A 13,841-nucleotide genomic window follows, 5' to 3' on the forward strand; every position below is an offset into this window, starting at 1 on the left:
CGGTCTAAAAGGGAATCAAGACCCCCTTCCCTTGCGCACCTCAGCGCCCCCCCCCCCCCCCCCCCCCCCCCAACCCCCCCCCCCCCCCCCCCCCCCCCCCCCCGGGACCGGCGGCCCCCCTGCACCCTTCTCGCCGTGGAGCACCCCGATGCACGTTCAGCACCACGCGCCGCGCCGCAGCGCGGCGCGTGTCACCCTCCTTACCGAAGGCACCTATCCGCACAGTCACGGCGGCGTCAGCGTCTGGTGCGACCAACTGGTGAGCGGCATGCCCGACATCGACTTCGATGTCATCGCGGTGACCGGCACCGGCCGAGAGAGCCTCGCCTGGAAGCTGCCCCCGCACGTCGCCGAACCCGTGTCCGTCCCCATGTGGGGCCCGGCCCCGCACGGTGCCGCGCCCCGAGGCCGCCGGGAACGCCGGCTGATGGCCGCGTACGAGCGGTTCCTCACCGCGCTCGTCGACCCGTCCGCCGAGGACGGCTTCGGCCCCGCGCTCTACGAGATGGCCCGCGCCGCGTCCGACGGGCACCTCAGCCCCGCCCTGCGCGGCGACCGGGCGCTCCGCGTGCTGACCGGCGTATGGAACCGCAGGGGCCTGGCCACAAGGGAGTCCCGGCCCACCCTGTACGACGCGGTCACCGCCACCGGGCTGCTGGAACACGCCCTGCGCCCGCTCGTCGCCCCGCTGCCCGAGCATGGCGTCGCCCACGCGGTCAGCGGCGGCGTCGCCGTACTGCCGGGCCTCGCCGCGGCCGAACGGCACGGAGTCCCGCTCCTGCTCACCGAGCACGGCGTCTATCTGCGCGAACGCTACCTGGGCTACCGGACCGCCCCCTATCGCTGGCCCGTCAGGGCCGTCGTGCTCGGCTTCTTCCGGCTGCTCGCCGAGGAGACCTACCGGCGCGCCGCGCTGATCACCCCCGGCAACCGCTACAACCGGCTGTGGGAGGAACAGGGCGGCGCCGACCCGCGGTTGATCCGCACCGTCTACAACGGCGTCGACCCGGCGGCGTTCCCTCCCGCCGGACCCGAACCGCAGGGACCGACCCTGAGCTGGGCCGGCCGCGTCGACCCGATCAAGGACCTCGAAACGCTGATCCGTGCCTTCGCGCAGGTCCGCGAGACACTGCCGGACGCCACCCTGCGGCTGTTCGGCGGCACCCCGCGAGGCGGCGAGGCCTACCGGGAACGCTGCGAGGCGCTCGCCGCGTCGCTCGGCCACCGCGACGCGGTGACCTTCGAGGGCCGGGTCGGCGACATCAGGGACGCCTACGCGGCAGGCAACGTGGTGATGCTGTCCAGCATCAGCGAAGGCTTCCCCTTCACCCTCATCGAAGCGATGTCGTGCGGACGCGCCACCGTCTCGACGGACGTCGGCGGCGTCCGCGAGGCGGTCGGCGACACCGGGCTCGTCGTCCCGCCCCGCGACCCCGGCGCGATGGCCGCCGCCGCGCTCGGCCTGCTGGCCGACCCCGTTCGCCGGGCCGCCATGGGCGAGGCGGCACGGCTGCGGGTCATCGAGCAGTTCACCCTCCGGCAGACCGTCGACACCTTCCGGGCCATCTACCTCGAACTGTCCGCACACGGCCGCCCGGTGACACTGCCCGGGCAGACCGCACCGGCACCGGCCGGAGCCGCCGCGGACGCCGGGCGGTTCGTCGGGGCACTCGGGACGGTGGCCGGGTGAGCGGGCCCGTCTTCCTCGAACCGCACGGCCGGTCCGGAGACGCCCTCACCCTCCGGCTCGCCGACGACCGCACCCTGTCGCTGCGGCTTCCCGGCACCGGCCCCGGCCGGCCACGGGCCGTCGACGCCGACGATCCCGTGAACAGGCTGGCCGCGGAACTCGCCGACCGGATAGGGCCCGCCGTGCACCCCTACGAAGTGGCGGCGCTCCTCGAGTCCGAGGGACTCACCGGCGAACAGATCCGGGAACGCTACGGCCACCCCGATCTGTTCTCCCTCGCCGCCGACCTCTACCAGCGGGTGCCGCGCAGCTTCCCCGAGCCTCCCACGCCGCCCGACCCCTGGGCCCCGGACCATGTGCGGTGCGCCCTGCGCGGCGCGCTGTTCGGGCTGCCGGGCCTCGCATATCTGCTGACCGGTCACCTGTGGCACAGCGGCCGCGGAGTGATCGCACCGGTCGCCGCCGGCCTGGTCTCCTGGGCGTGGAGCCAGGCGCTCGCCCACCGCGCTTACCTACGGCTCGCCGTCGGACGCCGGGAGGCCGCCCGCACCCTGCTCACCGGGGCACCGGCCGGAGCACTCGCGGCCTCCGCCGTGGGGGCGGCCCTCGCAGGACCGGACACCGCCGCACTGTTCGCCGTCGGGCAGTCCGCCTACCTCGCGGCCGCCGGCGTCCTGCTCGTACTGGGCCGGGAGCGCCTCCTGCTGGCGGCGCTCACCCCGCTCGTCGCGGGGGCGGTGGCCCTGCCCTGGTGGGACCCCGGCCCGCTGCTGCGCGCCGGACTGCCCCTGCTCGGCATGCTGCTCGCCGTGGCCGCCGCCGGACACGCGCTGCACGGGCCGATGCGGGCAGAACCGGCGGCGGGCGCCGAGCGGCCACCGCTGCTCGCCTCGGCGCCGTACGGCCTCTTCGGGCTGGCGGCGGGCATCCTGGTGACGGCCACCGGGCGGAGCCATCCGCTCGCCGTCGTCGCACTGACCCTCAGCATGGGGCCGGCCGAGTGGCTGCTCTACCGCTACCGCGGACTGTCCGTCGCCGCTCTGAGGGCGACCGCCACCGCGTACGCGTTCCGGCTGCGCTCCGCCCGGGTTCTGGCCCTCTGCCTGGGCGGCTATCTGCTGCCCCTGGTACCGGCGGCCCTGCTCACGGGGGCGGACCCTGCATCACTGCTCGCCCTGGGCGCGACGCTGTGGACCGCTCTGCTGCTCCAGGCCTTCGGCATCGCCTGGCTGCCCGCACTCGTGTCTCTCGCCGCGGCCGCCGCCGTCGTCGCCACGACGCAGGTGCCACCGCCACCGGGCCCGCCCGTTCCGCTGGTCAGCTGCGGTGCCGCGGCCCTCGTCCTCGTCCTCTGCGCACTGCGACTGCTCGGGCGGCCGATCGCCCACGCCTGACCGCCGCCCGACCACCACCGGCCCGAGACCTCGCCGATTCGCCCGGCCGATCCGCCGCCGATTCGGTCCACACCGTCAACCACCCGCAAAGGGAGCCCCATTGACCTCCGCACCGCTCGCCGCCGTCACCGGAGCCGAGGGCTTCATCGGCTCGCACCTGACCGAGGCCCTGGTGGCCTCCGGACACCGGGTCCGGGCGATGGCCCAGTACAACTCCTTCTCGTCCTACGGCTGGCTGGAGACGCTTCCCCGCGACGTCCTCGACCACGTCGAGATCGTCCTCGGCGACGTCCGTGACCCCGGCTCCGTCCGCGCCCTCGCCGAGGGCGCGGACGCGGTCTACCACCTGGCCGCGCTCATCGCGATCCCCTACTCGTACCAGGCGCCCCACAGCTACGTGGACACCAATGTCACCGGCACGCTGAACGTGCTGGAGGCCGTGCGGACCCTGGGCACGCCACGGCTCGTGCACACCTCCACCAGCGAGACGTACGGCACCGCGCAGACCGTGCCGATCACCGAGGACCACCCCATCAACACCCAGTCCCCGTACGCGGCGTCCAAGGCCGGCGGCGACCGCCTCGCCGACAGCTACCACGCCAGCTTCGGCACGCCCGTCGTCACCCTGCGCCCCTTCAACACCTACGGCCCGCGCCAGTCCATGCGCGCCGTCATCCCCACCGTCATCGGCCAGGTCGCCGCCGGCAGCCGCACCATCACCCTCGGCGATCTGCGCCCCACCCGGGACTTCACCTTCGTCGCCGACACCGCCCAGGCCTTCCTCGCCGTCGGCACCGCCCCCGCCGACCAGGTCGTCGGACGCACCTTCAACGCGGGCACCGGCGGCGAGATCTCCGTCGGTGACCTGGTCCGGCTCATCGGCAAGATCATGGACGCCGAACTCGACGTGCGCGAGGACGAACAGCGCATCCGGCCCGCCGGCTCCGAGGTGATGCGCCTCGTCGCCGACGCCGGCCGGCTGCGCGAGGCCACCGGCTGGTCACCGGAACACGACCTGGAGCGCGGACTGGCCCGGACCGTGGAGTTCTTCCGCGACCCGGCCAACCTCGCCCGCTACAAGACCGACATCTACAACATCTGACGCTCGCGCAGCCGCTCATCCATCCCCACAGCCGCACCCACAGGGAGGCTCCCATGCACGCAGTGATTCTCGCCGGAGGCAAAGGCGTCCGGCTGCGCCCCTACACCACCGCGCTGCCCAAGCCGCTCGTGCCCATCGGCGACCGGCACGCCATCCTGGAGATCGTCCTCCGGCAGCTCGCGGCCGCCGGCTTCACCAGCTGCACCCTGGCGATCGGCCACCTGGGACAGATCATCCGGGCCTACGTGGGCAACGGAGCACGATGGGGACTCGACATCGACTACGCGACGGAGGAGAGCCCCCTCGGCACCATGGGCCCGCTGCTCACCATGAGAGACCGATTGCCCGAGACGTTCCTCGTGATGAACGGCGACATCCTCACCGACCTGGACTACGCCGACGTCCTCACCCGCCACCGCGACTCCGGGGCGCCCCTGACCATCGCCACCTACGTCCGCAAGGTGCGCATCGACTTCGGCGTACTGATCACGGACGCCAGCCGGGTCGTCGGCTTCTCCGAGAAGCCGAGCATGGACTACCGGGTCTCCATGGGCGTGTACGGGCTGTCCCGCTCCACCCTCGACCGCTACACCCCGGGCCTGCCCCTCGGCTTCGACGAACTCGTCCTGGACCTGCTGAAGACCCAGGAGCCGCCGCTCGCCTACGAGTTCGACGGCTACTGGCTCGACATCGGCCGGCCCGACGACTACGACCGGGCCAACGCCGAGTTCACCACACACCAGTCACTGCTGCTCAAGGGAGCCTGACCACCCCATGCGCATCCTCGTCCTGGGCTTCACCGGGTACCTGGGCCGCCACGTCGTCGAGCAGTCGCGCGCCCTCACGGGCGTACGGCTGCTGGGCGCCGGCCGGAACCCGGCCGCGGAGCGGGCTGCCGGACTCACCGGCGGCCTCGTCGTCGACCTCGCCACCGCCGCGCCGGACCGGCTGGCCGAAGACCTCGCCGCACTCGCCCCCGACGCCGTCGTCAACTGCGCCGGGGCCGTCGGCGGTGACGCCCTGGAACTCGCCGGCGCCAATGCCCGGGGACCCGCCGTGCTGTGCACGGCCCTGCGGGAGGCGGCGCCGCGGGCCCGCCTGGTGCACCTCGGCTCCGCCGCCGAGTACGGCCCGGGGGAGCACGGCGAACGCGTCACCGAGGACGCCCCGGCCCGTCCGGTCTCCCTGTACGGCGCCACCAAGCTCGCCGGCACCCTCGCCGTCACCACCTCCGGACTCGACGCCGTCGTCCTCCGGGTCGGCAACCCGGTCGGCCCCGGCGCACCCGCGGCGGGACTGCCCGGCCGGATCGCCCGCCGGCTGCGGGAGACCGCCGGTGACCCCGACGTCGTGGTCCGCGTCGGAGACCTGTCCGCCCACCGCGACTTCGTCGATGTGCGCGACGTCGCCCGCGCCGCGCTGCTCGCCGCCACCGCGGACGGGCCGCTGCCGCCCGTCCTCAACATCAGCGGCGGACGGGGCGTTCCGGTCCGGGACCTCGTGGACGGACTGGTGCGGGTGGCGGGATTCCGCGGAACGATCGAGGAGACCGGGCGCGCCCCCGCCCGGTCCGGCGACGTCGCCTGGCAGTGCTCGGCGATCGGCGCGGCCCGTGAAGCCCTCGGCTGGACGCCCCGCCACGGCCTCGACGACTCCCTCGGCGCCCTGTGGGCCGCCACGCCCGGCATGCCGGACCGCCCGTGACCCTGCTCGTGCCGCTCTACGTCCACCCCGCCGAGGACCCGTACGCCTGGCGGCTGCTCACCCGGGAGGCCTCCCGGGTGTACGGCGTCGTGCTCAACGCCGCCGACGGCCCCGGCGGTGCCCCCGACCCCGCGTTCGCCTCCGCCGCCCGTGCACTGCGGGCGGCGGGCACCCGGGTGCTCGGGTACGTCGACCTGGCGTACGGCAGCCGGGCGGGTTCCGCCGTGCTGGACGACATCGACCGGCACCGCGCCTGGTACGACGTGGACGGCTGCTTCCTCGACCGGGCACCGGCGGACCGCGCCGGGCAGGGCCGCTGCCGCCGGCTGGTCCGCGCGGCCCGGCGGCGGGGTGCGGCGACCACGGTTCTGAACCCGGGCGTGCACCCCGCTCCCGGCTATGCACGCATCGCGGACCTGCTCGTCACCTTCGAGGGCCCCTGGACGGTCTACGCGTCGTCCTTCGAACGGCCGCGCTGGACGGCCGGGCACCCGCCGGAGCGGTTCTGCCACCTGGTCTACGCCGTACCGCCGGAACTCGGCCGGGTCGCCGCGCGGACCGCGCTGGAGCGCGGGGCCGCCGTGTCCTGCCCCGTGGCGGGCGTCCTGCCCAACCCGTGGAACGCGCCGCCGCCCGTACTCCTCGGAAGGACGCCATGACGCGCATCACGCGTCCCCTGCAGGCCGTCGGCCTCGCCCTGCTGCTGTTCGTCACCGGCTGCACCACATCGCCACCCGGACCCACCCGGCCGTCCCCGACGCAGCCGGGGGCACGCTGGCAGCCCCGGCCGGGCACCCCGTGGCAGTGGCAGCTCGACGGCCGTGTCGACCCGCGCGTGGACGTGCCCGTGTACGACATCGACGGCTTCGAGAACACCGCCGCCGACGTCGCCCGGCTGCACGAGGACGGGCGCAAGGTCATCTGCTACATCAACGCGGGCGCCTGGGAGGACTTCCGGCCCGACCGGGACGCCTACCCGGCCTCCGTACGCGGGAAGACCAACGGCTGGGCCGGGGAGCGCTGGCTCGACATCCGGCGGCTCGACGTCCTGCGCCCCCTCATCGAACAGCGCGTCGACATGTGCCGTGAGAAGGGCTTCGACGCGGTGGAACCGGACCTCCTCGACGGCTATCTCGCCGACACGGGTTTCCCGCTGAGGGCACGTCACCAGCTCGCGTTCAACCGCATGATCGCCCGGATCGTGCGTGAGCGCGGCATGTCGGTGGGCCTCAAGAACGACCTGCCGCAGATAGCGGAACTGGTCGGGGACTTCGATTTCGCGGTCAACGAGGAGTGCGCGCAGTACCGCGAGTGCGGCAGCCTCACGCCGTTCATCACGTCGGGGAAGGCGGTCTTCCACGTCGAATACGCCCTGGCCAACGAGGACTTCTGTGCCCAGACCAGGCGGCTGGGTCTGTCGTCGATGCGCAAGAAACTGGAACTCGACACCTGGCGCCGTCCGTGCTGAGCGGCGGCGACGGCCCTCCTGCGCCGCGCGCCCGGCGCCACGGGGCAGGAGGGATCCGTCCAGGGGGCCACCGTCTACGTCGGCCACCGCTTACGTCAGTTCGACATGGTCGGCCCGTGCGTGAAGGGTCACGCCTTCGTCGGTCACCGAGACGCCGGAGGGGCTGAGCCCCATCGGAAGGGAGGGAAGCTTGCGGTCCTTCCCCTCGAACGCCGCGGCGATCCTGGGGTTCGCCGGATCCACCGGACGGCCGGCGAACGAGGCGGTGACGGGTCGTACGGTGACCTCGTCCCCGACGAGCCGCACGTCGGCGGTGATGGTCAGCGGCAGGCCGAAGACCGTGCGGTCGATCCGCAGACGGCCGTGGTCGGCGGACAGCGAAGTCTCGGGACCGAGCCCGGTGCCGAGGGAGGACAGGGGCGCGGTGAACCGTGCCCGGGCGCTCCCCGCCGTGTAGCCGCCGGAGTGCTCCGAGACGTCGCGCAGGTCGACTGAGGCCTTCACCGGCTTCCCGTCCCCGCCGACGGCATCGGCCCGGATCCGGACGCGGGGGAGTGCGCCCTCGGCGGCGTTCAGCAGGAACGGGAAGCCGTCGATGGTCACTTCCGGTGTGCCCACCACCGTGTGACGGCCGGCGACCCGCTCGGCGATGCGGTGCTCGGCACGGGCGGCCGCGATCCGGTCCGCGGCCGGCAGCGACGCGGCGAGGACGCACAGGGACAGCGCCGACCAGAGGCGTTTTCCGCGGAGGGTCATGACTTCCTCAGGGTGACGGGGGAGAGGGACGCCGGGTCGCTGCCGGATCCGTGCCCGGCCGGTTCCTCGCGGGACCCACCGGCTTCGTCGTGGCCGTCGCCCTCGATGTCGACGTGGGGGAGCAGCCGGTCGAGCCATGCGGGCAGCCACCAGTTGGCGCGCCCGAGGAGGATCATGCTGGACGGGACGAGGACACCCCGGACCACGGTGGCGTCCAGGGCGACGGCGGTGGCCAGGCCGATGCCGAACATCTTCACCACCGGATCGTCGGACAGGAGGTAGCCGAGGAAGACGCTGACCATGATCAGCGCAGCCGAGGTGATGATCCGTCCGGTGCCCGCCAGACCGGTGATCACCGCACTGCGGTTGTCGCCGCTGCGGAGGTAGGCCTCCCGGACGGCCGTCAGCAGGAACACCTCGTAGTCCATGGACAGGCCGAACAGCACGGCGAACATCAGCAGGGGTACATAGCCGGGGATGGGGACGGCTCCTTCCAGCCCGAGCAGGTCCGCACCCCACCCCCACTGGAACGCGGCGGTGAGCACGCCGTAGGCGGCGGCGACGGAGACCAGGTTCATCAGTGCGGCCTTGGCCGCGACGACGGGTGACCGGAAGGCCAGCAGCAGGAGGGCGCCGGCGACCGCGAGGACGAAGCCGACCACTCCGGGCATGCGCTGGGCGAGGCGTTCGTTGAGGTCCGCCTGCGCGGCGGCGGCGCCGCCCACATGGGTGGTCTGGCCGGTGCCCGCGGTGGCGGCCGGGAGGGTGTCGTCGCGCAGCCGGTGCACCAGCGCGGTGGTGTCGGGGTCCGCGGGCGCGGTGGTGGGGGTGACCTGCCAGCGGACGTGCCTCTTGTCGGCGGTGAGCTGCGCGGGTCCGACCGAGGCGACGCCGGGGGCGTCCCTCAGGGCCTCGGTGACGGCCGTGACCCGGCTGTCCGCGGGGCCGGACGCCGGTCCGGGCAGGGTGGAGGTCACCTGGAGCGGTCCGTTGACCCCGGGCCCGAAGGCCTCCTCCAGCCGGTCGTACGCCGTCCGGCTCGACGTGCCCGCCGCCTTGTCGCCCGCGTCCAGTTGACCGAACGTCAGCCGGGCGGCGGGAACGGCCAGTACGGCGACGAGGGCGAGGCCCGCCAGCAGACAACGCCAGGGACGTTCGGCGACGTACCGCGCGATCCTGCCCCACCCCCGGGGATGCGCCCCGGGTACGGCGTCGGGGCCGTCCGGGTCCGTCATGGCGACGGCGGGACCGTCCGGGTCCGTCGGAGGCGTGCCGTGGTCCGCGGGGACGGCCGCGTCGGGGGCGTGCCCGGGCGAGAGCCGCCGTCCGAGCAGCACCAGGACCGCGGGGAGCAGGGTGAGGGCCGCGGCGACGGCCACCGTCACGGCGATGCCGGGTGCGAGGGCCAGTGAGTCCAGCAGAGGCAGACCGCCGAGGGTGAGACCGGCGAGCGCGGTGACGACCGCACAGCCCGCGAAGGCCACCGCCTTGCCCGAACCGGCCATGGTGCGCACGGCCGCGTCCTCGGCGGAGAGGCCCGCCGCGCGCAGTTCCCGGAAGCGGGTGAGGCAGAAGAGCGTGTAGTCGATACCCACGCCGAGGCCGATCATCGCCGCGATCGTGGTGCCCGAGGAGGGCATGTCGACGACATGGCCCAGCAGGCCGATCACGGCCAGGGAGACGGCCAGCCCGACCGCCCCGAGGGCCAGCGGCACCCCGGCGGCCACCAGGCTGCGGAAGCCGAGGGCGAGGATCACGAAGGCGGCGGTGAGGCCGATGATCTCACTGTGGCCGGTCGAGCCCTTGTCGGCCGCCGCGGCGAGGTCGCCGCCCGCGGTGACCTCGATGCCGGCCGATGCGGCCGGTCCGGCCGCGTCCACGATGCTCCGGGTGATCTCCGGGGTGATGTCGCGTCCCGTCACGTCGAGTTCGACCGAGAGGTACGCCGTGTGTCCGTCGGAACTCATGGCGGCCCGGCCGGCCGCGTCGTACGGCGTGGTCACGGCGATCACGTGGCCGACGTCGGCGACGGCCCGCGCCGACGTCCGTACGGCCTCCTCCATCGCCGGGGTGGTGAGCCGCGCCTCGCCGGGACCCGTGTGCAGTACCACGGGCTGTCGGCCCGAGGGGGCGGCCCGGAACTCTTCACCGACGTCGCGGGCCGCCTGACTGTCGCTGCCCGGGATGGACACCGCCTCGGAGGTGATCCGTCCGAACACCCCGACTCCGGCGGCGAGGAGCCCGAGCAGGAGGAGCCACGCGGCCACCACGCGCTTGGGTCTGCGGGCACACCAGCGCCCCACGGTCATGAACATCGGAGGTACGCCCCCTGATCGGGCACCGGGGGCGCGCACCGGGGGCGGCCCGCGGCGCAAACTTATTGCACTCGCCGTGCATATTCACATTTGCATTTGGAGTGCAAGAATGTCAATGACAGGAAGGACGCCTCATGAAGGAGAAGGCGAGCGGCGGGGCCGCGGCGCCGGACGGCCGTATCGAGCGGGGACGACAGACCCGGGAGAGGATCGCCGACGCGATGCTCTCCCTGCTCGACGAGGGCGAGTCGCAGTTCCCCGCGGACCGGGTCGCCGAACGGGCCGGTGTCTCACGGCGTTCGGTGTTCCACCATTTCGACGACATGGCCCAGTTGGTCGACACCGCGATCGCCCGCCGGATGACCCAGCTGACCGAGCAGATCCGTCCCCTGCCGACGGACGGTCCCAGGGAGGCGCGGGTGGCGGCTCTCGTGGAGCAGCGCGCGCGGATCCTGGAATGGCTCACCCCGGCCCGGCTGGCCATGATGCGCCGCGAGGAGCCGTCCGAGCGCGTCCAGGAGGTCACCGGGGAACTGTTCGCCTTCGCGCGCGAGCGGCTCACCGAGGTCTTCGCCGCGGAACTCGACCCGCTGCCCGACCAGCGCAGGGCCGACCTGCTCAACGGCTTGGACGTGGTGACCACTTGGGCTGCCTGGTACCACTGGCGCAGCAGCGGACTCGATCCCGACGCGGCGCGTCACGCGATGGAGACGACCGTCCACGCGCTGCTCTCCTCCACCGACCGGCCCTCGGGGAGAGCAGCCGGGTAGGAACCGCGTCCGAACAGGACCCCCGGCTGTCGGAGCACCCGATCCCTCACGTCCCGCTGCCCGCCCGGCCCCAGGGGGTGTCCGGGCCGGCGCCGCGGCGCCGCACGCTGCGGGAACCTCACCCGCGTGGCGCGCCTTCCCGACCTACATATGATGTTACGTGGGCATTTGCGGTGACTGGACTGCCGGTTCGGTATCGGCGGGAAGCAGGATGCTATGGCCGGTCGGATGTACAGATCAGCACTCGTTGGGGAGATGTCGGCCGAGTTCGTCGGCACGATGGTCCTCATTCTCTTCGGCTGCGGCGTGGTGGCCCAGGTGGTCGCCGGCGGAGCCCTCACCGTGCCGCCGGGCGGACTCGGCGACCACGACAGCATCGCGTGGGCGTGGGGCCTCGGCGTCATGCTGGGCGTGTACGTGGCGGGACGGCTCAGCGGTGCGCATATCAATCCCGCGGTGACGCTCGCCCTCGCCGTCTTCAAGGGCTTCCCCTGGAAGAAGGTCGCGCCCTACATGCTGGCCCAGGTCCTCGGGGCGTTCGTGGGCGCGCTCATCGTGCGGTGGAACTACACGGAGGCGCTCGCGAAGGCCGACCCGGGGCACACGGTCAAGACCCAGGGCGTCTTCTCGACCCTGCCCGCCAACGGCAACACGAACCTGCCGGTGTACGAGTGGGCAGCCTTCCGCGACCAGGTCATCGGCACAGCGCTGCTGCTGATGCTGATCCTCGCGGTCACGGACCTGCTGGGCACTCCCCCCGGCGCCAACATGGCCCCGTTCATCGTGGGCCTCATCGTGGTCGCCATCGGCATGGCGTGGGGCACCCTCGCCGGGTACGCGATCAACCCCGCGCGCGACTTCGGACCGCGACTTGCGAGCTTCCTCACCGGGTACGGCGGTGCATGGAGGGACCAGTACGGCCAGTTGTACTACTGGGTGCCGATCTTCGGGCCGTTCCTCGGCGGTCTCGTGGGTGCCGGTTTCTACAAGGTCTTCATCGGCCGCTTCCTGCCCACCGCGGAGCCCGAGCCCCCGGGACGCATCCCGGTGCCCGAGGACTGACCGCCCCGGACGGACCCGGCCCTGCCCGATTCACTCGAGAGGCGGCATCCCATGGCGGACTTCGTCGGCGCGGTGGACCAGGGAACCACCAGCACCCGGTTCATGATCTTCGACCACGACGGCAACGAGGCGGGGAAGCACCAGTTGGAGCACGCCCAGATCCTGCCGCGCTCGGGCTGGGTCGAGCACGACCCGGTGGAGATCTGGGAGCGCACCAACACGGTGATGCAGACCGCCATCCGGGAGCGCGGTCTGGACGCCTCCGACCTGGCCGCCGTGGGCATCACCAACCAGCGGGAGACGACGGTCGTCTGGGACCCCAGGAACGGCCGTCCGTACTACAACGCCATCGTCTGGCAGGACACCCGCACCGACTCCATCGCGGCGGGCCTGGAGCGGGACGGCCGCGGCGACGTCATCCGCCGCAAGGCGGGCCTCCCGCCGGCCACCTACTTCTCCGGCGGCAAGATCCAGTGGCTGCTGGAGAACGTCGACGGCCTGCGCGAGGCCGCCGAACAGGGACACGCCCTCTTCGGCAACACCGACTGCTGGGTGCTGTGGAACCTGACCGGCGGGCCGGACGGCGGCGTCCACGCCACCGACGTGACCAACGCCAGCCGCACCATGCTGATGAACCTGGAGACCCTCGACTGGGACGACGAACTGCTGGGCTTCTTCGGTGTCCCGCGGGCGATGCTGCCGCGCATCAGCCCCTCTTCCCACCCCGAGGCCTACGGCCAGGCGCGCACCTCCCGGCCGCTGCGGGCCCCCATCCCCATCACGGGAGTGCTGGGGGACCAGCAGGCGGCCACCGTGGGCCAGGTGTGCTTCGCGCCCGGTGAGGCCAAGAACACCTACGGCACCGGCAACTTCCTGGTGCTGAACACCGGTACGGAGATCGTGCACTCCCGGCACGGCCTGCTCACCACGGTGGCCTACCAGCTCGGCGACAACCCGGCGGTCTACGCGCTGGAAGGCTCCATGGCCGTCACGGGTTCGGCCGTGCAGTGGCTGCGCGACCAGCTCAAGATCATCCGTGATGCGGCGGAGAGCGAGCAGCTCGCCGGGACCGTGGAGGACGCGGGCGGCATCTACTTCGTGCCGGCCTTCTCCGGGCTCTTCGCGCCCTATTGGCGTTCCGACGCGCGCGGCGCGATCGTCGGCCTCTCCCGCTTCCACAACGGCGGCCACATCGCCCGGGCCACGCTGGAGGCCATCTGCTACCAGAGCCGCGACGTGGTCGAGGCCATGGAGCAGGACTCCGGAGTCCATCTGGACGTGCTCAAGGTCGACGGCGGCGTGACCGCCAACGATCTGTGCATGCAGATCCAGGCCGATGTCCTCGGTGTCCCGGTCAGCCGTCCGGTCGTCGCCGAGACCACCGCGCTCGGTGCCGCCTATGCCGCCGGGCTCGCCACCGGGTTCTGGCAGAGCGAGGACGAACTGCGTTCCCACTGGCAGGAGTCCAAGCGGTGGGAACCGCAACTGAGCGACGAGCAGCGCGCGGAGGGCTACGCCGGATGGAAGAAGGCGGTGGAGCGCACCTTCGACTGGGCGAAGGTCGAGTAGCGGCCGCAGCG

General features: G+C 72.9%; 12 protein-coding genes. 10 read left to right on the forward strand and 2 right to left on the reverse strand.

Annotated features, from left to right (window positions below):
• Positions 1–148: 148 nt before the first annotated feature.
• The 7 genes from pelF (at position 149) to ACZ4Z5_RS29035 (ending at position 7,358) form a co-directional block, all read left to right on the forward strand.
• Positions 149–1,690, forward strand: coding sequence for a GT4 family glycosyltransferase PelF (gene pelF / locus ACZ4Z5_RS29005; RefSeq protein WP_468268063.1), 1,542 nt, complete (start codon positions 149–151; stop codon positions 1,688–1,690).
• Complete coding sequence (locus tag ACZ4Z5_RS29010; RefSeq protein ID WP_468268066.1) at positions 1,687–3,084, forward strand: hypothetical protein; 1,398 nt, start codon at positions 1,687–1,689, stop codon at positions 3,082–3,084. The genes pelF and ACZ4Z5_RS29010 overlap by 4 nt, the downstream gene beginning before the upstream one ends.
• A gap of 100 nt (positions 3,085–3,184) precedes the next feature.
• A complete protein-coding gene (locus ACZ4Z5_RS29015; protein WP_468268069.1) occupies positions 3,185–4,186 on the forward strand; it encodes an SDR family NAD(P)-dependent oxidoreductase in 1,002 nt (333 codons plus the stop codon).
• Positions 4,187–4,239: 53 nt separating this feature from the next.
• Positions 4,240–4,953, forward strand: a complete 714-nt coding sequence (locus ACZ4Z5_RS29020) for a sugar phosphate nucleotidyltransferase (protein ID WP_468268072.1) — start codon at positions 4,240–4,242, stop codon at positions 4,951–4,953.
• 7 nt (positions 4,954–4,960) lie between these two features.
• Positions 4,961–5,890, forward strand: coding sequence for an NAD-dependent epimerase/dehydratase family protein (locus ACZ4Z5_RS29025; protein ID WP_468268075.1), 930 nt, complete (start codon positions 4,961–4,963; stop codon positions 5,888–5,890).
• Positions 5,887–6,549 carry a spherulation-specific family 4 protein gene (locus ACZ4Z5_RS29030; protein ID WP_468268078.1) on the forward strand — a complete coding sequence of 221 codons (663 nt, stop codon included), beginning with the start codon at positions 5,887–5,889 and terminating at the stop codon, positions 6,547–6,549. The genes ACZ4Z5_RS29025 and ACZ4Z5_RS29030 overlap by 4 nt, the downstream gene beginning before the upstream one ends.
• Entirely contained in the window at positions 6,546–7,358 is an 813-nt protein-coding gene (locus ACZ4Z5_RS29035; protein ID WP_468268081.1) for an endo alpha-1,4 polygalactosaminidase, read from the forward strand. Before ACZ4Z5_RS29030 ends, ACZ4Z5_RS29035 begins: the two co-directional genes overlap by 4 nt.
• Positions 7,359–7,448: 90 nt before the next feature.
• Here the strand turns inward: ACZ4Z5_RS29035 and ACZ4Z5_RS29040 are convergent, their stop codons facing one another.
• Positions 7,449–8,114, reverse strand: coding sequence for an LmeA family phospholipid-binding protein (locus ACZ4Z5_RS29040; RefSeq protein ID WP_468268084.1), 666 nt, complete (start codon positions 8,112–8,114; stop codon positions 7,449–7,451).
• Positions 8,111–10,429, reverse strand: coding sequence for an MMPL family transporter (locus tag ACZ4Z5_RS29045; protein WP_468268087.1), 2,319 nt, complete (start codon positions 10,427–10,429; stop codon positions 8,111–8,113). Before ACZ4Z5_RS29045 ends, ACZ4Z5_RS29040 begins: the two co-directional genes overlap by 4 nt.
• A 134-nt stretch (positions 10,430–10,563) precedes the next feature.
• Between ACZ4Z5_RS29045 and ACZ4Z5_RS29050 the strand changes: the two genes are divergently transcribed.
• The 3 genes from ACZ4Z5_RS29050 (at position 10,564) to glpK (ending at position 13,830) form a co-directional block, all read left to right on the forward strand.
• Positions 10,564–11,199, forward strand: coding sequence for a TetR/AcrR family transcriptional regulator (locus ACZ4Z5_RS29050; RefSeq protein WP_468268090.1), 636 nt, complete (start codon positions 10,564–10,566; stop codon positions 11,197–11,199).
• 216 nt (positions 11,200–11,415) lie between these two features.
• Complete coding sequence (locus ACZ4Z5_RS29055) at positions 11,416–12,261, forward strand: MIP/aquaporin family protein (RefSeq protein ID WP_468268093.1); 846 nt, start codon at positions 11,416–11,418, stop codon at positions 12,259–12,261.
• A gap of 51 nt (positions 12,262–12,312) precedes the next feature.
• Entirely contained in the window at positions 12,313–13,830 is a 1,518-nt protein-coding gene (gene glpK, locus ACZ4Z5_RS29060) for a glycerol kinase GlpK (RefSeq protein ID WP_468268095.1), read from the forward strand.
• The last annotated feature ends 11 nt before the right edge of the window (positions 13,831–13,841 follow it).

This window comes from Streptomyces sp. NPDC030222 (assembly GCF_055573115.1).